Here is a 20231-nt window from a genome sequence, read left to right as displayed (position 1 = left end):
ACGACTGCGCAGGCTGGCAATCTGCACATCGTTCGCCAGGATTTCTCACGCAGTACGACGCGACTGCGGCGATAGCCGGATCGATGCGCTACCATCGTCCGGACAGGCCGCCGGCGCACGACGCGCACGCCAGGACAGAAACCGCAAGCGGCCGCCAGGAACCAGGCCGAAGCGCCCCGCGCTTTCCCGCCACCCACGGAGCCGCACGATGAAAGAAGCACGCGCGAAGCAATTCCTGAACGACGTCCGCCGTCCGCTCCTCACGCTGCATAAGGCGATCCTCGATCACGAGCGCGCGTCGTATGAACGCGAGTTCGGGCCGGTGACGGCCGCCGGCTTTCTGCAGGTGCTGATCAACGGGTCGGGGTTTCGCTGGCTGATGCCGCTGTCAACGGTGATCGCGAACGTCGACGAGGCGCTCGACGCGAAAAATTCGACGGCCGAGGACCGCATCGGCGCGGTGCAAAGCGTGATCGCGCTGTTCGAGACGAACGGGCAGCCGTCGACGTTCCTCGAACGTTATCAGGCGCTGCTGCAGGCGAGCCCCGACGTGCTGCATCTGCATGCGCAGCTCGTGCCGATCCTGCAGGGCGTGAAAGCGGACTGAAGGTTTGCCGTGGGATGAGCAGCAGGCTTGCGCATCGCTAACCGCGCTGCGCGTCGCGCGGGCGGCGGACGGAACGGGGAGCGCCGTCGTCCGCCGCGCTCAACCGCCGCCACAACGTCGTCTTGCTGATCCCGAGCAGTTCGCAGACGCGCTCGCGATCGCCGTCGCACGCGTCGAGCGCCGCGCGGATCTCGTCCGCGTCGGCGTGACGGCGGCGCTCGCGCAGCGTCAACGCCCGCTGCGCGGACACCCGCGGCGACTCGAACAGTTCCGGCGCGATCGACAGCAGCACGTCCGGCGTCATCTGCCGCGCATCGGCATCGGCCAGTTCCACCGCCATCCGCTCGATCACGTTCTGCAACTCGCGCACGTTGCCCGGCCAGTCGTGCGAGCGCAGCGGCTCGCCGACCGGATCGAGCACGCGCGCCGCGTCGTCCACGGTCCGCACGCGCGCGGCCACGCGCGGCTCGCGGCGCGCGGCCTGGACCAGCAGTTCGGCCGCGAGCGGCAGGATGTCCGCGCCGCGTTCGCGCAGCGGCGGAATCGCGAGGTTCAGGATGTTCAGCCGGTAATACAGGTCCGCGCGAAACTCGCCGGCGGCGATCGCGTCGGTCAGCGCGCGATGCGTCGCCGCGACGACCCGCACGTCCACGCGCGTCGGCTCGGTCGCGCCGAGCCGCACCACCTCGCGCTCCTGCAGCACGCGCAGCAGCCGGCTTTGCAGCGGCAGCGGCATCTCGCCGATCTCGTCGAGAAACAGCGTGCCGCGATGCGCGGCCTCGATCAGCCCCGCCTTGCCGCCGCGCCGCGCGCCGGTGAACGCGCCTTCCTCGTAGCCGAACAGTTCGCTCTCCAGCAGCGTCTCCGGAAACGCGCCGCAGTTGATCGCGACGAACGGGAAATCGCGGCGCGCGCTTTCCTGATGGATGCCCTGCGCGACCATCTCCTTGCCGGTGCCGCTTTCGCCGCGAATCAGCACGGTCGCGTCGGACTTCGCGTAGCGCCGCGCCAGCTGCCGCACGCGCACGATCTCCGGACATGCGCCGATCAGGTCGTCGAGCCGGTAGCGCGCGACGAACTGCTGCGCGCGCTGACGCGAGCGCAGCGTGCGGTCGAGCCGTTCGACCGCGCGCGACTCCTGGAACGTCAGCACCGCGCCGGTCGTTTCGCCGTTGTCGACGAGCGGCCCGCGATGCACGACATAGCTGACGCCGCGCACCGTCTCCAGCGATTCGCCGTCGGCCGCCGGCATGCTGACCGCGATGTCCGGCGCAAGCTCGGCGAGCGGCCGGCCGGCGGCCGACGACGGATCGACGCCGAGCACCGCCGCGAGCCGCTGGTTGATCGCCTCGACGCGGCCGGCCGCATCGAGCGCGACGACGCCGTCGCGCAGATGCTGGATCACGCTGTCGAGCCGCTGGCGGCGCTGCGTCTCGCGCCACGTCGCCTGCACGATTTCGAGCGCGTTGTCGAACGCGGCGCGCACCGACGGCCGCGAATAGACGAACACCGACGCGAGCCCGAAGCGCGCCGCCAGATCGGTGACGAGGCCCGGCCCGACGATCGCGCGCACGCCGCGGTCGCGCAGGTCGAGCACGCACGCCTCGGCGTCCTGCGCGGTCTGGTACGACGCGAACACGATGTCGAGCCCGTACGCGCTGACGAAACGGCGCATCTCGACCGGCGTGTCGCCGTGCGTGACGAGCGCGACGGAGTCCGCGTCGCGGCGCGCGCGGGCAAGCGCCTGCATCACGTCGAAGCCGGTCGGCGCGACGAGGATCACCGGCACGTCCACGCGCGCCTTCAGATACGCGCCGTTCGAGCCGGCCGCGACGACGACGTCCGGCCGCGTGGGGCCGGCGGCGGCGATCTCGGCGACCGCCTGTTCGTAGCCGCGCGACACGAGCCGCAGGTCGGCGCGGTCGTCGTATTCGGCGGCGATGTCGCGAAACAGGTCGCGCAGGCGGCTGATGCCGATGGCCCACACGCGCGGACGCGGGCCGGTGGCGGGCAGGCGGTTCATGGCGAACGTCCCCGGTCGAAGCGGAAAACGCCATTATCCGCGCGTGATTTCATTTTTGAAATCGTAATTTCCTCAATGAAACAAAAATGCAATTTCACAGGATCCCTCCCCGCCGCGATCCGATGCGAAATCAACGCGTTAGCGCCGCCGTCCGCAACTGGCACGCTCCCTGCAAAAGACGTCCCGACTTCATCGGAGACACACGCATGAACAGCAAAACCCCCGCAAGCGCCGGCGCGAAATTCCGCGCGGCCGTCGCCGCCGAGCAGCCGTTGCAGGTCGTCGGCGCGATCACCGCCTACGCGGCGAAACTCGCCGAAGCCACCGGCTTCAAGGCCGTTTATCTGTCGGGCGGCGGCGTCGCCGCGAACTCGCTCGGCATCCCCGACCTCGGCATCAGCACGATGGACGACGTGCTGACCGACGCGCGCCGCATCACCGACGCGACCGGCCTGCCGCTCCTCGTCGACATCGATACCGGCTGGGGCGGCGCATTCAACATCGCGCGCACGATCCGCTCGTTCATCAAGGCCGGCGTCGCGGCGGTCCACCTCGAAGACCAGGTCGGCCAGAAACGCTGCGGCCACCGGCCGGGCAAGGAAGTCGTGCCAGCGGACGAGATGGTCGATCGCGTGAAGGCCGCCGTCGATGCACGCACCGACGATCAGTTCGTTATCATGGCTCGCACCGACGCGGCGGCGTCCGAAGGGCTGGACGCGGCGATCGAACGCGCGGTCGCGTATGTCGAGGCCGGCGCGGACATGATCTTCCCGGAAGCGATGAAATCGCTCGACGACTATCGCCGCTTCAAGGCGGCGGTGAAGGTGCCGATCCTCGCGAACCTGACCGAGTTCGGCTCGACGCCGTTCTTCACCGTCGACGAGCTGCGCGACGCGAACGTGGACATCGCGCTGTATTGCTGCGGCGCGTATCGCGCGATGAACGCGGCGGCGCTGAACTTCTACGAGACGGTGCGGCGCGACGGCACGCAGAAGGCGGCGGTCCCGACGATGCAGACGCGCGAGGATCTGTACCGGTACCTCGGCTATCACGCGTACGAAGACAAGCTCGACGCGCTGTTCGCCGCGAAGAAATAAACCAGAGAGATAAAGAGGACGACAACATCATGAGCGAAGCAGACAACAGCACCCCGGCCGCAGGCGCGTTCAAACCGAAAAAATCGGTCGCGCTGTCCGGCGTGACCGCCGGCAACACCGCGCTGTGCACGGTCGGGCGCACCGGCAACGACCTGCACTACCGCGGCTACGACATCCTCGATCTCGCCGGCAACTGCGAATTCGAGGAAATCGCCCACCTGCTGGTGCACGGCAAGCTGCCGAACGCCGCCGAACTCGCCGCCTACAAGATCAAGCTCAAGGCTTTGCGCGGCCTGCCCGCCAACGTGAAGGCCGCGCTCGAATGGGTGCCCGCGTCCGCGCATCCGATGGACGTGATGCGCACCGGCGTGTCCGTCCTCGGCACCGTGCTGCCCGAGAAGGACGATCACAACCTGCCCGGCGCGCGCGACATCGCCGACCGCCTGATGGCCTCGCTCGGCTCGATGCTGCTCTACTGGTATCACTACTCGCACAACGGCAGACGCATCGAAGTCGAGACCGACGACGACTCGATCGGCGGCCATTTCCTGCATCTGCTGCACGGCGAAACACCGTCGAAGTCGTGGGTCGATGCGATGCACGTGTCGCTGAACCTGTACGCGGAACACGAGTTCAACGCATCGACGTTCACCGCGCGCGTGATCGCCGGCACGGGTTCGGACCTGTATTCCGCGATCACCGGCGCGATCGGCGCGCTGCGCGGCCCGAAGCACGGCGGCGCGAACGAGGTCGCGTTCGAGGTGCAGTCGCGCTACGAAACGCCCGACGACGCCGAGGCGGACATCCGCGCGCGCGTCGAGCGCAAGGAAGTGGTGATCGGCTTCGGCCACCCGGTCTACACGATCTCGGACCCGCGCAACAAGGTCATCAAGGACGTCGCGAAGAAGCTGTCGAAGGAGCAGTCGAACACGAAGCTGTTCGACGTCGCGGAACGCCTCGAAGCGGTGATGTGGGACGCGAAGAAGATGTTCCCGAATCTGGACTGGTTCAGCGCGGTGTCGTACCACATGATGGGCGTGCCGACCGCGATGTTCACGCCGATCTTCGTGATCTCGCGCACCGCCGGCTGGGCCGCGCACATCATCGAGCAGCGTGTCGACAACAAGATCATCCGGCCCAGCGCAAACTACACCGGACCGGAAAACCTGAAGTTCGTGCCGATCGGGAAGCGTTGACGGCAACCGGGGCGCGCCCGATGCCGCGCGCGTCCCGTTGACCGTATCATTACGCGATCCCTATCCGCTCCGCCCCATGAATACCCAATACCGCAAACCTCTTCCCGGCACGCGTCTCGACTATTTCGACGCGCGTGCCGCCGTCGATGCGATCCGCCCCGGCGCATACGACACGCTGCCGTACACGTCCCGCGTGCTGGCCGAAAACCTCGTGCGCCGCTGCGATCCGCAGACGCTGACCGCGTCGCTCACGCAACTGATCGAGCGCCGCCGCGACCTCGACTTTCCGTGGTTCCCCGCGCGCGTCGTCTGCCACGACATCCTCGGCCAGACCGCGCTCGTCGATCTCGCCGGCCTGCGCGACGCGATCGCGTCGCAGGGCGGCGATCCCGCGAAGGTGAACCCGGTCGTGCCGGTGCAACTGATCGTCGATCACTCGCTCGCCGTCGAATGCGGCGGCTTCGACCCGGACGCATTCGCGAAGAACCGCGCGATCGAGGACCGCCGCAACGAGGACCGCTTCGACTTCATCAACTGGACGAAGAAGGCATTCCGCAACGTGGACGTGATCCCGCCGGGCAACGGGATCATGCATCAGATCAATCTGGAGAAGATGTCGCCGGTGATCCAGGTCGGCGATGGCGTCGCGTATCCGGACACCTGCGTCGGCACCGACAGCCACACGCCGCACGTCGATGCGCTCGGCGTGATCGCGGTGGGCGTCGGCGGCCTCGAAGCGGAGAACGTGATGCTCGGCCGCGCGTCGTGGATGCGCCTGCCGGACATCGTCGGCGTCGAGCTGACCGGCCGCCGCCAGCCCGGCATCACCGCGACCGACGTCGTGCTCGCGCTGACCGAGTTTTTGCGCAAGGAAAAAGTCGTCGGCGCGTACCTCGAATTTCGCGGCGTTGGCGCGTCGAGCCTCACGCTCGGCGACCGCGCGACGATCTCGAACATGGCGCCGGAATACGGCGCGACCGCCGCGATGTTCTTCATCGACGGCCAGACGATCGACTATCTGCGCCTGACCGGCCGCGACGACGAACAGGTGAAGCTCGTCGAGACCTACGCGAAAGCGGCGGGCCTGTGGGCCGATTCGCTTGCCGACGCGCAATACGAGCGCACGCTGACGTTCGACCTGTCGAGCGTCGTGCGCAACATGGCCGGTCCGTCGAACCCGCATCGCCGGCTGCCGACGTCGGACCTCGCCGCGCGCGGCATCGCCGGCCCGTGGGACGACGTGCCGGGCCAGATGCCCGACGGCGCGGTCATCATCGCGGCGATCACCAGTTGCACGAACACCAGCAACCCGCGCAACGTGATCGCGGCGGCGCTGCTCGCGCGCAACGCGAACGCGCGCGGCCTGACGCGCAAGCCGTGGGTGAAGTCATCGCTCGCGCCGGGATCGAAGGCCGTGGAGCTGTACCTCGAAGACGCGAAACTGCTGCCCGAACTCGAACAGCTCGGCTTCGGCATCGTCGCGTTCGCGTGCACGACCTGCAACGGCATGTCCGGCGCGCTCGATCCGGTCATCCAGAAGGAGATCGTCGAGCGCGACCTGTACGCGACCGCCGTGCTGTCCGGCAACCGCAACTTCGACGGCCGCATCCATCCGTATGCGAAACAGGCGTTCCTCGCGTCGCCGCCGCTCGTCGTCGCGTATGCGATCGCCGGCACGATCCGCTTCGACATCGAGCGCGACGCGCTCGGCACCGACGCGAACGGCCAGCCGGTCTATCTGAAGGACATCTGGCCGGGCGACGACGAAATCGACGCGATCGTCGCGCAGAGCGTGAAGCCCGAGCAGTTCCGCCGCGTCTACGAGCCGATGTTCGCGGCCAGCGCGGCAAGCGGCGAGACCACGACGCCGCTGTACGACTGGCGTCCGCAGAGCACGTACATTCGCCGTCCGCCGTACTGGGAAGGCGCGCTCGCCGGCGAGCGCACGCTGTCCGGGCTGCGGCCGCTCGCGGTGCTCGGCGACAACATCACGACCGACCACCTGTCGCCGTCGAACGCGATCCTGCTGGACAGCGCGGCCGGCGAATATCTCGCGAAAATGGGCCTGCCGGAAGAGGACTTCAATTCGTACGCGACGCACCGCGGCGACCATCTGACCGCGCAGCGCGCGACGTTCGCGAACCCGACGCTCGTGAACGAGATGGCGGTCGTGGACGGCGAGGTGAAAAAAGGCTCGCTCGCGCGGATCGAACCGGAAGGCAAGGTCACGCGGATGTGGGAGGCGATCGAGACGTACATGGAGCGCCGCCAGCCGCTCATCATCGTCGCGGGCGCGGACTACGGCCAGGGGTCGTCGCGCGACTGGGCCGCGAAGGGCGTGCGGCTCGCGGGCGTCGAGGCGATCGTCGCGGAAGGCTTCGAGCGGATTCACCGCACGAACCTGATCGGCATGGGCGTGCTGCCGCTCGAATTCAAGCCCGGCACGAACCGGCTGACGCTCGGCCTCGACGGCACCGAAACCTACGACGTCGCCGGCGAGCGCAAGCCGCGCGCGGACCTGACGCTCGTGATCCACCGGCGCAACGGCGAGCGTCTGGAAGTGCCGGTCACGTGCCGGCTCGACACGGCCGAGGAAGTGTCGATCTACGAAGCGGGCGGCGTGCTGCAACGCTTCGCGCAGGACTTCCTCGAATCGTCGAAGTCCGCCGCCTGAACGCGCCGGATTATCGTTAGCTCCATGCGGGCGGCGTCGAGAGAGGCCGCCCGCGCTCCATCAGGACACACCGCTCATCATGGCCCACGTACCGCAAATCAGGATTCCCGCCACGTACATGCGCGGCGGCACCAGCAAAGGCGTGTTCTTCCGCCTCCAGGACCTGCCCGAAGCCGCGAGGCAACCGGGCGCCGCGCGCGACGCGCTGCTGCTGCGCGTGATCGGCAGCCCCGACCCGTACGGCAAGCAGACCGACGGCATGGGCGGCGCGACGTCGAGCACCAGCAAGACCGTGATCGTCGCGAAGAGCAGCCGGCCCGGCCACGACGTCGATTACCTGTTCGGCCAGGTGTCGATCGACAAGGCGTTCGTCGACTGGAGCGGCAACTGCGGCAACCTCTCCGCCGCGGTCGGGCCGTTCGCGATTTCGGGCGGCCTCGTCGATCCGGAGCGCGTGCCGGACAACGGCATCGCCACCGTGCGGATCTGGCAGGCGAACATCGGCAAGACGATCGTCGCGCACGTGCCGGTCACGAACGGCGCGGTGCAGGAAACCGGCGACTTCGAGCTGGACGGCGTCACGTTCCCGGCCGCCGAAGTGCAACTGGAATTCATGGACCCGGCCGCCGAGGAGGAAGGCGCGGGCGGCTCGATGTTCCCGACCGGCCACCTCGTCGACGATCTCGAAGTGCCGGGCGTCGGCACGCTGAAGGCGACGATGATCAACGCGGGCATCCCGACGATCTTCGTGAACGCGGACGCGATCGGCTACACCGGCACCGAGTTGCAGGACGCGATCAACGGCGATCCGGCCGCGCTGAAGAAGTTCGAGACGATCCGCGCACACGGCGCGCTGCGGATGGGGCTGATCGCGAAGCTCGAAGAGATCGAGACGCGCCAGCACACGCCGAAGGTCGCGTTCGTCGCGCGGCCGGCCGATTACGTCGCGTCGAGCGGCAAGGCCATCGGCGCGGGCGACGTGGACGTGCTGGTGCGCGCGATGTCGATGGGCAAGCTGCACCACGCGATGATGGGGACGGCGGCCGTCGCGATCGCGACGGCGGCGGCCGTGCCGGACACGCTGGTGAACCTCGCGGCCGGCGGCGGCGAGCGCAACGCAGTGCGTTTCGGCCATCCGTCGGGCACGCTGCGGGTCGGCGCAGAGGCGCGCAACGTCGACGGCGAATGGACCGTCACGAAGGCGATCATGAGCCGCAGCGCGCGCGTGCTGATGGAAGGCTGGATTCGCGTGCCGGGCGATTCGTTCTGATTCCGCGGGCGGCGCACGGCGAGGTGTGCCGCCCGCCGCCCCCTCATCCGGTCGCCGGCCCCGCACGCAACGACGCCTCCCGGCGCGATGTCTGTCGCGCGGGAGGCTTTTTTACGTCGGGAATCAGGCCGGTGCAGCCGGTCCGGTCAACCGTTGGGCTGCGGCAGGTACGGCATCGGATCGATCGGCTTGCCGTCGCGGCGCAGTTCGAACAGCACCGCGACGCGCGAGTTGTTCTCGCTGCCCATCTCGGCGATCTGCTGCCCCTGGCGGACGACGTCGCCGGTCTTCACCAGCAGCCGCCGGTTGTGCGAATACGCGGTCAGGAAGTCCTTGTTGTGCTGGACGATGATCAGACTGCCGTACTCGTTGAGCCCGGTGCCGGCGTACATCACGCGGCCGTCGGCGGCCGCGAGCACCGGGTCGCCTTCCTTGCCGGCGATCTCGATGCCGCGCGTCTCGCCCGGCTGGAACGGCTCGATCACATGGCCCTGCGCGGGCCAGGCAAGCTGCACGCTGTTCGCATGGCGCGCGACGCCCGCCTTGACCTCGCGGGTCTCGGACGCGCTCTCGCTGGACGACTGCGCAGCGCCCGGCTCCGAGGCCGTGACCGTAACCGTCTGCTTCGACACGATCTTCAGCGACTGGCCGTTGCGCAGCCGGCTCGACGGCTTCAGCCGGTTCCACGCCTGCAGATCCTTCACCGAGCAGCCGTGCTTCTGCGCGATCCGCGCGAGCGTGTCGCCGCGCCGCACGCGATACCACACCGTTTTCGTAACCACCTTCGTGACCGGCCGGGCCGGCTGCGCAGCCGCGTCCGTCGCCGGCTGTGCGGCGGTTGCGCCGCTGGCGGCCGTGGCCGAAGCGGCCTGCGAACCCGCCGCCGCGTTCCCGGACGCGACGGTGTCGGGAAGCGGGTCCTGCTGGCCAACGTTTGCGCAGCCGCCTAAAAACACCACCAGACCCAGGCCGGCCCACCAGCCGGCCAGACCGTTCGCGCGCGCGCTGAAACGATCGTTGAACATTCATCACCTCCTGCAGATCGGGACGCGCGTCGCGCGATACCTGGCCACGGTGGGGTCTGCCGCGTTCGTACGCGCTCCCGCCCTTCGTGCACCGGTTGCAGCCCTGAGCCGCCCCGCATGAATTCCGCTCTCATCTTCAGAGAAAAAGAGCCCTTCGCATCACAACGCCGGCAAAACCGGCTGACACAATCTCGAAATAAAGACCGCATTGTATCGGTGTCACGGCGCGAGCGGCCCCAGCCGAACACTCTGATACAAATGTTAAATAACGGTAGTCTACCGTCCGAAGCCCTGTCAGCAATACAGGCGATCTATGTCAGATAACGGCAAGGGCTACCGGAAACTTGAAGGTCACTGCGTAACGCCGATGAAAGCTTTTTGAAATTCGGCTACCATCGGCAGCAGCCAGCGACACCGGCGCGCATGTCCGAGGAACTCCGACATCCACCGCCGGTCTCTTTCCGCTGTCTGCGCAGCCCGCCGCTCCGGCTGCTTCGCGGCTTGCACGCGCCTAACACACGGCGGCACTGCGAGCCTTCCGGAATTCCGTCACCGAGCCCGCCCGCCGCCCCACCGCCGCGGACCAGCCCGTTCACCCAGCCCATGCAACAGTCACCTTCCGGCCGCCTGGTCGAACTGGACTTTTTCCGCGGCCTCGTGCTGCTCGTCATCGTCGTCGATCACATCGGCGGCAGCATCCTGTCGCGCATGACGCTGCATGCGTTCGCGCTGTGCGACGCCGCCGAAGTATTCGTGTTTCTCGGCGGTTTCGCGACCGCGATCGCGTGGACCGCGCTGTGCGCGCGCCGCACCGAGGCCGCGGCCCGGCAGCGGTTCGTGCGGCGGGCGTTCGAGATCTATCGGGCATTCGTCGTCACCGCGCTGCTGATGCTGCTGGTGTCCGCGATCCTGCTCGCGTGCAACGTCGACGCGCCGAACCTGACGATCGCCGACCTCGACGACCTGACCAGCGCGCCGGCCGGCGCGCTGCGCGACATCGTGCTGCTGCGCCGCCAGCCGTATCTCGCCGGCGTGCTGCCGATGTACGTGCTGTTCGCGCTCGCCGCGCCGCTGGCGCTGCCGCTCGCGCGCACGCGGCCGTGGCTGCTGCTCGCCGGCAGCGTCGCGTTGTGGGCCGCCGCGCCGTTCGCGCGGCCGCTGCTGCCGCACGCACAGGACGCGCAGTGGGACTTCAATCCGCTCGCGTGGCAGCTCGTGTTCGTGCTCGGCGTGCTGGCGCGCGCGCAGCCCGTGTTCCAGCGCGTCAGCGCGCACCGCCTCGGCTGGATCGCGACGGCGGCGGCGCTCGTCGTCGTCGCGGCGGCCGCGTACTACCGGATCGAGCACACGCACCTGACGCTCGACGGCAACCTGAAGCGCAACCTCGCATGGTTCCGCGTGCTGAACTTCATCGGGAACGCATGGCTCGTCGCGCACCTGATCCAGCTCGGCTGGACGAGGCGGCTCGCCCGCGCGCTGCCATGGGTCGGCCTCGTCGGCCGCAACGGGATGCTGTGCTTCGTCGCGGGCGCGGTGATCTCGCTCGTCACCGACTCGGTGCTGTACTGGTACACGGACGGCTACCTGAACGTGCCGCTCGGTCTCGCCGCCGACGCGTTCGCGATCGGCGCGCTGCTGTTCGTCGCGTGGGCGTCGGACCCGGTCCGGCGGCGGCTGCCGTCGCGCGTGAAGCTGTCCGCCTGATCCGCGCAAACCGGGCTGTCGGGGACGGTGGCGATCCTGCTAGCATGTTGGCCCGCGCCGACCGCGCCCCGTTCCGATCTTCCGACGCCTGCCGCCATGCGCAGACTCCTCCGCCCGCTGCTCTTGCTTGCGTTCATCGCCGCCGCGATGCCGGCCGTGGCCAGCACGATCGTCGTGCGCACGTTCCATTCGGCCGCGCTGGAGCGCGACTGGCCGTACCTCGTTTATCTGCCGGCCGGCTATCGCGCCGACGCGGCCCGTTACCCGGTGCTCTACCTGCTGCACGGGAACAACGGCAACGCGATGGACTGGGTCACGCAGGGCCAGTTGCAGGCGACCGCCGACGCGCTGATCGCGCAGCGCGAGATTCCGCCGGTCGTGATCGTGATGCCGCAAGGCGGCACCGACTGGTACGTGGATCGCAAGGAACGGATGGAGACGGCGTTTTTCCGCGACCTGCTGCCGGACGTCGAAACGCATTTCGCGGTCGAGAACGAGCGCGGCGGACGCGCGATCGGCGGCGTGTCGATGGGCGGCTTCGGCGCCCTGCGTTATGCGATGCTGCATCCGGACGAGTTCTGCGGCGCGCTGCTGCTGTCGCCGGCGATCTATTCGGGCGACCCGCCGGTGAGTTCGGCCGCGCGGCGTGTCGGCGTGTTCGGCGACCGGCAGTACGATCCGCACGTGTGGCGCGCGCTGAACTATCCGGCGTTGTGGAGCGCGTACTTCGGGCAGCCGCGGCGCGTGCCGCTCTTCATCGCGTCCGGCGACGACGATCTGGCGATCCAGGCGGAATCGTCGCTGCTGTACACGCGGCTGCGCGACGCCGGCAACCCGGCCGCGCTGCGGATCGTGGACGGCGGCCATGTGTGGCCGGTGTGGCGCGGGCTGCTGCCCGCCGCGTTGAAGTACACGTTGGGGTGCGTGCGATAAGGGGTTTCTGCGACGCTGGCAGGCCGGTCATCCGGCGGCCAGCGCCTGCCGTTCGCTGCTGTTCACTGCTGGTCGCGACCGAAGGATTCCGCGATTTCGACATGGCATCGAGCCATGTCACCGCTGCATGCGGCGACGGTTTCGGCCATCGGCACGCCCGCCGTCGCCACCCTGCCCGCACAGGCTCCGCGGCCCACGCGGTTCGCTCGACGACACCGGTCGCGCGGGCTTCCTGCCCGTTTACCTGTTCAATCGGATCAATCCCGTCAATCGATCCAGTCGTTCCACAACACCATCAGCACCGTCATCAGCGCCGGACCGATGAAGATGCCGAGCAGCCCGAACGTCGTCGCGCCGCCGAGTATCCCGAACAGCACGAGCAGGAACGGCAGCCGCGTCGAGTTGCCGATCAGCACCGGCCGCACGAAGTGCTCCGCGACGAACACGACGACGAAACCCCACACGACGAGCCCGATCGCCTGCGCGACGTCGCCCTGCACCAGCAGCCACAGCGCCGCGCCGCAGAACACGATCGGCGCGCAGAACGGCAGCATCGCGGCAACCGCCGTCACCGTGCCGAGCAGCGCCGCGTGCGGCACGCCGGTCACGAGGTACGCGCCGCCGAGCAGCAGCCCCTCGCCGAGACCGACGACGACGAGCCCCGTCACCGTGCCGCGCACCGCGGCGGCCATCCGCTGCAGCAGCTGCGCGCCGTCCGCGCCGAACGCGCGGCGCGCGCCTTGCAGCACCGTGCCGGACAACCTCGGCCCCGCCTGCAGGATCACGAACAGCGTGACGAGCATGAAGCCGAACAGCATCGCCGCGTGCACGGCCCGCACGCCGAACTGCCGCCCGAACGACACGACCGCGTCCGAATGCAGCCCTTTCATCGCGGACGACGTATTGAGCGGCCGCCCGAGGTTCGCCTGCCACCATTCGGCGACCTGGCGGCTGCCGAACGGCAGATGCGCGACGAAGTCCGGCACCGGCAGCCCGTTCTGCTGCGCCGAGCGCAGCCACAGCGCCAGGTCGTGCGCCTCGCCGGCCGCCTGCACGACGGTCACCGCGATCGGCAGCACGACCAGTAGCGCGACCGCGAGCGTCAGCAGCGTCGCGATCACCGTCGTGCGGCCGCGAAACGCGCGATGGCTCTCGATCGCCTGATACGCGGGCCACAGCACGATCGCGATCACGCAGGCCCACGCGACGGCGGGGATGAATTCGCGCACGACCCACAGCGCAAGCAGCACGAGCACCGCGTAGAGCACGGCGGACGCGGCGCGCTGGAATTTCGGGTCGTTTGCGGGATTCGGAGCAGACGGACGACGGATCATGTAACCTCGTGAAAATTCGAATGGCGGCCCGGTTCGTTCGTGCCGGCGCGGAACCGTACCACAGCGCGCCGGCCATCTGCGACCGGCCGACGGCGGCGCCGGTCCCCGCCACGCCGCCCGTTCAGGATAAGATCAGCCCGCTCCGGAACCGTTCCGTCCCCGAACCGCCCCCTCCCGCCTGTCGCGTTCCGTACAACACTGCGTTGCACAAATTCGAGATGTGGACGCGGACGCCCGCCAAAGCCGCATTCCTTCGTGCACCGCAGCGAACCGTACCCGATTGTTGCGGAGACTGGAACAGTGTTTCAACCGCGACACAATGGCACTCGACCGCGGGCAGGTCTACATTTCGGCACACCTCATCTACGGAGCCGACAATGAAGACCAAACAATGCGTGGCGCTTGAGGGAGTCAACGGGGTGCGCATCGAGATACTCGAACGCTCCGACACCGCCCTGGTGATCCGCTGGGTCGAGCCGGGGCGCTGCCACTACGGCGAGCAACGCTGGCGACGCCGCTCCGCGCACACGTCGGGAACCTGCGCGGTGACGCGCCGCAAAATCCGCCGTGGCGACGCCGTGTTCAAGCCGGCCGAGCGCCCCGCCCCGCTGAACGCGTCCGTGATGATCGCCGCCGAAGTGTTCGGCAACCTCGGCGGCGAGTGATCCGGCAGACCGACTGCCTCACATCGTCTCCCCGCCTGACCGCTTCCGCTTCTCCCTCCTCGCTTCACCCGCCTTCGCCGGCGTTTCCGCCGGCGAAGGGACAGGCCGGCAAGCCTTCCGCGCTCCGCTCCATTCAGGCAGGCCGCTCCCCCCCGTCGTCGCGCCGGTTACCCAGTCCGATCACCCGCCCGATATACGCGTCCGCCGGCACATCTTCCGCCTCGCGCAACCGCACGACGCGCGCGAGGGTGTCCGCATCGAACGGCGCCGCGCGCGGCCCCGACGTATCGACGTGCAGCAGCATCTGCTCGCTCGCCGCGACCGGCTCCGGCCGGTCGTCCGCGAACATCTGCAGATACAGGTGCACGCGCCGCGCGTCGTGATCGATGACCGACACCCGCACCGTCACCCGCGCGCCTTCCCTGATTTCGTGCAGATAGTTCAGATGCGCTTCGAGCGTGTACATCGACCGGCCGCGCGCGGTCCGCTGCGTCGCGTCGAGTCCGATCGCATCGAGCAGCGCGTCGGTCGCGAAGCTGAAGATCAGCATGTAGAACGCGTCGCGCAGATGGCCGTTGTAATCGACCCATTCGCGGCGCACCTCGTCGCGATACACGACGCCTGACGATACGTTGACCACGCTTCCCCCTCTTGCGCCATGGAGGCAGCAGTTTAACCGCCGCGCCGCGAACACGAACGCAAACGCAAACGCCAGCCGCCGATGATTCGTGAGCCTTAACGTCGAACGCCGCGTCCGTCCACGCGACCACGCCGATAAATTGCGCGCGTCCGATCCGTGCGGTAAGGTGGGTCCGTTGCGCCGACGTGTCGCCCCGATGCCGCGCCGGCCGCCGCTATATTGAGCGAGCCCCGCAACCCCGCGCCCGCCGCGGCGCCCAACCGGATCACGCCCATGGCCGTCACCGCGCCTCCGCTTCAGCTTGCCCCCCAGCAGTTCTCGATCGACGTGATGCTCGAAAAATACGCGAAGGGCGACGAGCGGACCGCCGACGACGTCTATCGCCGCGTCGCGCGCGGCGTCGCGGCGGCCGAGCCGTCCGGGCTGCGCGACGAAATCGAGGCCCGCTTCTTCGACAACCTGCGCCACGGCGCGCTCGGCGCGGGCCGCATCATGAGCGCGGCCGGCAGCGGCATCGCGGCGACGCTGATCAACTGTTTCGTGCAGCCGGTCGGCGACAGCATCCAGGGCGTCGACGACGAAGGCCGCCCCGGCATCTACGTCGCGCTGCTGCAGGCCGCCGAAACGATGCGGCGCGGCGGCGGCGTCGGCTACAACTTCTCCGCGATCCGCCCGCACGGCGCGTACGTGCGCTCGACCGGATCGAGCGCGTCCGGCCCGTGCAGCTACATCGACGTGTTCGACGCGTCGTGCCGCACGGTCGAAAGCGCCGGCGCGCGGCGCGGCGCGCAGATGGCCGTGCTGGACTGCGATCATCCCGACCTGCCCGAATTCATCGAGGCGAAGCATTCGAAGGGGCGCTGGAACAACTTCAACGTGTCGGTCGCCGTCACCGACGCGTTCATGCACGCGGTCGAACAGGACCTCGCCTGGCAGCTCGTGCATCGCGCGGAGCCGTCGCCCGCGCTGCGCGCGGCGTCCGACGTGCGCCAGCGCGAAGACGGCCTGTGGGTCTACGCGGAAAAGCGCGCGCGCGCGATCTGGGATGCGATCATGCGCTCGACCTACGACATCGCGGAACCGGGCGTCGTGTTCATCTCGAAGATGAACGCGGACAACAACCTGCGCGCGCTCGAATCGATCCGCGCAACCAATCCCTGCGGCGAGCAGCCGTTGCCGCCCTACGGCTGCTGCAACCTCGGGCCGCTCGATCTCACGCGCTTCGTCGCCGACCCGTTCGCGCAGCTCGACGGCGGCGAGCCGTCGTTCGACTGGGACGCGCTCGCGCAGCGCACGCGCACCCAGGTGCGTTTTCTCGACGACGTGCTCGACGTTACGCTGTGGCCGCTCGACGAGCAGCGCGCGGAAGCCGCCGCGAAACGGCGCATCGGCGTCGGCTTCACCGGGCTCGGCGACACGCTGATCTTGCTCGGCCTGCGCTACAACGCGGAAGAAGGCCGCGAATTCGCCGCGCGCGTCGGCCGCGTGATGCGCGACGCCGCGTATCGCGCGTCGGTCGAACTCGCGCGCGAACGCGGCGCGTTCCCGCTGTTCGACGCGAAAACCTATCTGGAAGAAGGCACGTTCGCGTCGCGCCTGCCGGACGACCTGAAGGACGCGATCCGCGAGCACGGCATCCGCAACAGCCATCTGCTGTCGATCGCGCCGACCGGCACCGTGAGCCTCGCGTTCGCCGACAACGTGTCGAACGGCATCGAACCCGCGTTCTCGTGGACCTACCAGCGCACGAAGGTGATGGCCGACGGCACGCGCCAGACGTTCTCCGTCGAGGACCGCGCGTGGCGGCTGTATCGCGAGATGGGCGGCGACGTGAGCGCGCTGCCCGACTACTTCGTCAGCGCGCTCGACATGACCGCGCAGGAACACGTCGCGATGATGGCCGCGGTGCAGCCGTTCGTGGATACGTCGATCTCGAAGACCGTGAACGTGCCGGCCGACTATCCGTTCGACGCGTTCGAAGGGTTGTATCTGGATGCGTGGCGGCGCGGCCTGAAGGGGCTCGCGACGTACCGGCCGAACGAAACGCTCGGCGCGGTGTTGCAGGTCGCGCGTCCGCCCGAGGAAACGAATGGGGACAACCTGCACGATCCGCTGCGCGTCGCGATCGACCACCGGCCGAAGGGCGAGTTGCCGGCGGTCATCGAGAAGATCGAGTACCTCACACAGGCCGGCAAGGTATCGCTGTACGTCGCGGTGTCGTTCATGGAAGTGACCGGCGTGGTCGGCGGCGAGCAGATGACGATCGAGCGGCCGATCGAGTTCTTCATCCCGGTCGGCCAGCGCGACGAGTCGCAGCAATGGATCACCGCGACGATGCGCTCGCTGTCGCTCGCCGCGCGCGGCGGCTTCGTCGCGCGCGCGTTGCAGGACATGCGCAAGGTGTCGTGGGATCGCGGCCAGGTGCGGCTCGGCGAAACGCAGCGGCTCGACGGCAAGCGGATTCCGCTGTGGCACGACTCCGAGGTCGCGGCGATCGCGTATGCGATCCAGCAGATCCTGCATCGGCGCGGTTTTCTCGATGCGGAAGGCCATCAGGTGCCGACGCGCCTGCTCGCGCGGCATTTCGGGCAGCCGATGCCGGATGAGGTACTCGACGGTCCCGCTCACGCGGCGATCGCGATGTCCGGCGAACAGGTGCTCGACGGGCCGAACGCGCTGCCGCCCGACACGACGTTCGCGGCCCCGCACGCGATGCTCGGCCGCAAATGCGGATCGTGCGGCGCGAACGCGGTGATCCGCAAGGACGGATGCGATTTCTGCACCGCGTGCGGGGAGATCGGTTCGTGCGGATGAGGCGGGCGGCGGATCGGGGAATCGCTTTCTGCACGTTGGCGCGTCAGTTGGAACATCGCGTTTTGTGCAAGTCCCTATCGGGCATCTGGCGCCCGCCGTTTACCGGGCGGGCGCTTTCGACTTGACTGGCATCGCAGCGGGTTGTCGCTGCTGATGCCTGTTCATCCCTGCGAAATCAGGCGATGAAGATCGACCGGACTCCGCCGTCACCACATGGCGGCCCCATGACCCCAGCGTTGAGGACTAGACATCCTTTTCCCCTACCTCCTCTGCGCGATGGCACGATACCTGACGCCCATCCACTTCGCGAAGCTGCGGCACGTCCTGACGGCAGCGTTCAATCGCATACGGGCAGCGCTGATGGAAGGTGCAGCCCGACGGCGGATTCAGCGGCGACGGCAATTCGCCTTCAAGCTTGATCTTCACGCGGCGGTCCGCCTCGAAGATCGCGGGCGTCGCCGACAGCAGCGAGCGCGTGTACGGATGGCGCGGCCGCCCGATCACAGTCTTTTTGTCGCCAAGCTCCGCTACACCGCCCAGATACATCACCATCACGTCGTCGGCGACATGCTCGACCACGGCGAGGTTGTGCGAGATGAACACGTAGCTCGTGCGGAACTGCTCTTGCAGATCCATGAACAGATTGAGGATCTGCGCCTGGATCGACACGTCGAGCGCCGACACCGGCTCGTCGGCCACCACGATCTGCGGATCGAGAATCATCGCACGCGCAATCGCCACGCGCTGACGCTGGCCGCCCGAGAACATATGCGGATAGCGCTTCGCATGCTCGGGCCGCAGGCCGACGGTGCGCATCATGTGCGCGATGTGAGCCGCGCGCTCGCTGGCCGTGAGCCTGGTGTTGATGGCAAGCGGTTCGCCCAGGGTCTGCTCGACGGTCTTGCGCGGATTGAGCGAAGCGAACGGGTTCTGGAACACCATCTGCACGCGGCGGCGCAGTGCGGCGATCTCGTCGCGGTTAGCGCTTGCGACATCTTCGCCGTCGATGGTGAGCGTGCCCGAGGTGGGCGGCTCGATCATCGTCAGCTGGCGTGCGAGCGTGGACTTGCCACAGCCCGACTCGCCCACCACGGCGAGCGTGCGCCCACGCGTGAGCGCGAACGACACGCCGTTGAGCGCCTTCACGGCGCCCGTGCCGAACATGCCGCGCTTCACGCTGTAATGCTTCGTCAGATCATGCGCGACGAGCACCTTGTCGTCGTCATGCCGGGCCGCGGATTGCTGGACTGCGTTCATCGCGCGCCTCCATTCAGGGTTTCGGAAGCCACGTTCAGCGGCTTGATGCAGCGCACGAGCGCATGGCCGCCCGCATCCGCGACCGGGTCGAGCGTGGGCCGCGCGCGGCTGCAATCGTCCGCGACGTATTTGCAGCGCGGCGCGAAGAGACAGCCGCCCGGACGGTCGTCACGCCCCGGCACCATGCCCGGCAGCGCGGCGAGACGCGCGGCGCCCTTGTTGTGCTCGGGGATAGCCGCGAGCAGCGCCTCCGCGTACGGATGATGCGGTTTCGAGAAGATAGCGGGCACGCGGTTCGTTTCGATGACCTCGCCCGCATACATCACCGCGACGCGCTGCGCGACCTCGGACACCACGGCCAGATCGTGCGAAATCAGCACGAGCGCCATGCCGCGTTCCCGCTGCATGCGCACGAGCAACGCCATGATCTGCGCCTGAATTGTCACGTCGAGCGCCGTGGTGGGCTCGTCGGCAATCAGCAGCTTCGGGTTGCAGGCCACGGCCATCGCGATCATCACGCGCTGGTTCATGCCGCCCGACATCTGGTGCGGAAAATTGTCGATGCGGTTCTTCGCGTCGGGAATCCCCACCTGGTCGAGCAGTTCGAGCGCCCGAGCGTGCAGCGCGGACCCACGCAGCCCTTCGTGCAGCCTGAGCACTTCCTTGATCTGATAGCCGACCGTGTAGCTCGGGTTCAGACTCGTGAGCGCATCCTGGAACACCATCGCGATGTCCTTGCCCACGATGCGACGACGCTCCTTGCCCGTGGCGTTGAGCAGATCGCGGCCGTCGAAGGTGATCGAGTCGGCGGTGACCTTGCCGGGCGCGTCGACGAGACCCATCAACGCCATCATCGTCACGCTCTTGCCCGAACCCGATTCGCCGACGATGCCGAGCACTTCGCCCGGCGCCACCGAGAGATTCACGCGGTCCACGGCGGGCAGGCCGTTGAAGTTCACCGCCAGGTTGCGGATGGTAAGTAGATCGTTCAT

Annotated in this window: 14 protein-coding genes and 1 pseudogene; 9 read left to right on the top strand and 6 right to left on the bottom strand. The window is 68.3% G+C overall.

The features are described 5' to 3' along the window. The first annotated feature begins 208 nt into the window (after positions 1-208). Positions 209-607: a hypothetical protein gene (locus BLV92_RS24280; protein ID WP_090550019.1), complete on the top strand. Its 399-nt coding sequence runs from the start codon at positions 209-211 to the stop codon at positions 605-607. 37 nt (positions 608-644) lie between these two features. On the opposite strand, the gene prpR is transcribed toward BLV92_RS24280, so the two are convergent. Next, positions 645-2630, bottom strand: coding sequence for a propionate catabolism operon regulatory protein PrpR (gene prpR, locus BLV92_RS24275; RefSeq protein ID WP_090550018.1), 1986 nt, complete (start codon positions 2628-2630; stop codon positions 645-647). Positions 2631-2836: 206 nt separating this feature from the next. On the opposite strand from prpR, the gene prpB reads away from it, so the two are divergent. The 4 genes from prpB (at position 2837) to prpF (ending at position 8867) form a co-directional block, all read left to right on the top strand. Further along, positions 2837-3727 carry a methylisocitrate lyase gene (gene prpB / locus BLV92_RS24270; protein ID WP_090550015.1) on the top strand — a complete coding sequence of 297 codons (891 nt, stop codon included), beginning with the start codon at positions 2837-2839 and terminating at the stop codon, positions 3725-3727. A gap of 29 nt (positions 3728-3756) precedes the next feature. Then, positions 3757-4923: a bifunctional 2-methylcitrate synthase/citrate synthase gene (prpC, locus tag BLV92_RS24265; protein WP_090550013.1), complete on the top strand. Its 1167-nt coding sequence runs from the start codon at positions 3757-3759 to the stop codon at positions 4921-4923. Between the two features lie 76 nt (positions 4924-4999). After that, positions 5000-7597, top strand: a complete 2598-nt coding sequence (gene acnD, locus BLV92_RS24260; protein WP_090550010.1) for a Fe/S-dependent 2-methylisocitrate dehydratase AcnD — start codon at positions 5000-5002, stop codon at positions 7595-7597. Between the two features lie 79 nt (positions 7598-7676). Beyond that, the gene (gene prpF, locus BLV92_RS24255; protein ID WP_090550007.1) at positions 7677-8867 is read left to right on the top strand and encodes a 2-methylaconitate cis-trans isomerase PrpF; all 1191 of its coding nucleotides are present in this window, start codon (positions 7677-7679) and stop codon (positions 8865-8867) included. A gap of 146 nt (positions 8868-9013) precedes the next feature. Here the strand turns inward: prpF and BLV92_RS24250 are convergent, their stop codons facing one another. Then, the gene (locus BLV92_RS24250) at positions 9014-9892 is read right to left on the bottom strand and encodes a peptidoglycan DD-metalloendopeptidase family protein (protein ID WP_090550005.1); all 879 of its coding nucleotides are present in this window, start codon (positions 9890-9892) and stop codon (positions 9014-9016) included. A gap of 603 nt (positions 9893-10495) precedes the next feature. On the opposite strand from BLV92_RS24250, the gene BLV92_RS24245 reads away from it, so the two are divergent. Next, on the top strand, positions 10496-11596 hold the full coding sequence (locus BLV92_RS24245) for an OpgC domain-containing protein (RefSeq protein WP_090550002.1): 1101 nt from the start codon (positions 10496-10498) through the stop codon (positions 11594-11596). 96 nt (positions 11597-11692) lie between these two features. Further along, positions 11693-12529: an alpha/beta hydrolase gene (locus BLV92_RS24240; RefSeq protein ID WP_090550000.1), complete on the top strand. Its 837-nt coding sequence runs from the start codon at positions 11693-11695 to the stop codon at positions 12527-12529. Positions 12530-12795: 266 nt separating this feature from the next. Here BLV92_RS24240 and BLV92_RS24235 read toward each other — a convergent pair whose 3' ends face one another. Further along, a complete protein-coding gene (locus BLV92_RS24235) occupies positions 12796-13863 on the bottom strand; it encodes an AI-2E family transporter (RefSeq protein ID WP_090549998.1) in 1068 nt (355 codons plus the stop codon). A 377-nt stretch (positions 13864-14240) separates the two neighbouring features. Between BLV92_RS24235 and BLV92_RS24230 the strand changes: the two genes are divergently transcribed. Continuing rightward, entirely contained in the window at positions 14241-14528 is a 288-nt protein-coding gene (locus BLV92_RS24230; RefSeq protein WP_090549995.1) for a DUF3331 domain-containing protein, read from the top strand. Positions 14529-14661: 133 nt separating this feature from the next. Here BLV92_RS24230 and BLV92_RS24225 read toward each other — a convergent pair whose 3' ends face one another. After that, on the bottom strand, positions 14662-15168 hold the full coding sequence (locus BLV92_RS24225; protein WP_090549992.1) for a thioesterase family protein: 507 nt from the start codon (positions 15166-15168) through the stop codon (positions 14662-14664). Between the two features lie 273 nt (positions 15169-15441). Here BLV92_RS24225 and BLV92_RS24220 point away from each other — a divergent pair. Beyond that, positions 15442-17748: pseudogene (locus BLV92_RS24220) on the top strand (adenosylcobalamin-dependent ribonucleoside-diphosphate reductase); the annotation flags it as partial. Positions 17749-18225: 477 nt separating this feature from the next. Here the strand turns inward: BLV92_RS24220 and BLV92_RS24215 are convergent. Further along, positions 18226-19239 (bottom strand): peptide ABC transporter ATP-binding protein, encoded by a 1014-nt coding sequence (locus BLV92_RS24215; protein WP_090549986.1) that lies wholly within the window; start codon positions 19237-19239, stop codon positions 18226-18228. Then, positions 19236-20231 carry an ABC transporter ATP-binding protein gene (locus tag BLV92_RS24210; RefSeq protein WP_090549983.1) on the bottom strand — a complete coding sequence of 332 codons (996 nt, stop codon included), beginning with the start codon at positions 20229-20231 and terminating at the stop codon, positions 19236-19238. The genes BLV92_RS24215 and BLV92_RS24210 overlap by 4 nt, the downstream gene beginning before the upstream one ends.

The sequence above is a fragment of the Paraburkholderia caballeronis genome, assembly GCF_900104845.1.
Taxonomy (GTDB): Bacteria; Pseudomonadota; Gammaproteobacteria; order Burkholderiales; family Burkholderiaceae; genus Paraburkholderia; species Paraburkholderia caballeronis.
The sequence above is the reverse complement of the archived record's forward strand: the minus strand, read 5'-3'. Positions and strand labels throughout refer to the sequence as shown.

What these genes read in the sequence shown, in the direction of transcription:
- BLV92_RS24280 (WP_090550019.1), top strand. Translation starts at nt 209, where the DNA reads ATGAAAGAAGCACGCGCGAAGCAATTCCTGAACGACGTCCGCCGTCCG.
- prpR (WP_090550018.1), bottom strand. Translation starts at nt 2,630, where the DNA reads ATGAACCGCCTGCCCGCCACCGGCCCGCGTCCGCGCGTGTGGGCCATC.
- prpB (WP_090550015.1), top strand. Translation starts at nt 2,837, where the DNA reads ATGAACAGCAAAACCCCCGCAAGCGCCGGCGCGAAATTCCGCGCGGCC.
- prpC (WP_090550013.1), top strand. Translation starts at nt 3,757, where the DNA reads ATGAGCGAAGCAGACAACAGCACCCCGGCCGCAGGCGCGTTCAAACCG.
- acnD (WP_090550010.1), top strand. Translation starts at nt 5,000, where the DNA reads ATGAATACCCAATACCGCAAACCTCTTCCCGGCACGCGTCTCGACTAT.
- prpF (WP_090550007.1), top strand. Translation starts at nt 7,677, where the DNA reads ATGGCCCACGTACCGCAAATCAGGATTCCCGCCACGTACATGCGCGGC.
- BLV92_RS24250 (WP_090550005.1), bottom strand. Translation starts at nt 9,892, where the DNA reads ATGTTCAACGATCGTTTCAGCGCGCGCGCGAACGGTCTGGCCGGCTGG.
- BLV92_RS24245 (WP_090550002.1), top strand. Translation starts at nt 10,496, where the DNA reads ATGCAACAGTCACCTTCCGGCCGCCTGGTCGAACTGGACTTTTTCCGC.
- BLV92_RS24240 (WP_090550000.1), top strand. Translation starts at nt 11,693, where the DNA reads ATGCGCAGACTCCTCCGCCCGCTGCTCTTGCTTGCGTTCATCGCCGCC.
- BLV92_RS24235 (WP_090549998.1), bottom strand. Translation starts at nt 13,863, where the DNA reads ATGATCCGTCGTCCGTCTGCTCCGAATCCCGCAAACGACCCGAAATTC.
- BLV92_RS24230 (WP_090549995.1), top strand. Translation starts at nt 14,241, where the DNA reads ATGAAGACCAAACAATGCGTGGCGCTTGAGGGAGTCAACGGGGTGCGC.
- BLV92_RS24215 (WP_090549986.1), bottom strand. Translation starts at nt 19,239, where the DNA reads ATGAACGCAGTCCAGCAATCCGCGGCCCGGCATGACGACGACAAGGTG.
- BLV92_RS24210 (WP_090549983.1), bottom strand. Translation starts at nt 20,231, where the DNA reads ATGAACGATCTACTTACCATCCGCAACCTGGCGGTGAACTTCAACGGC.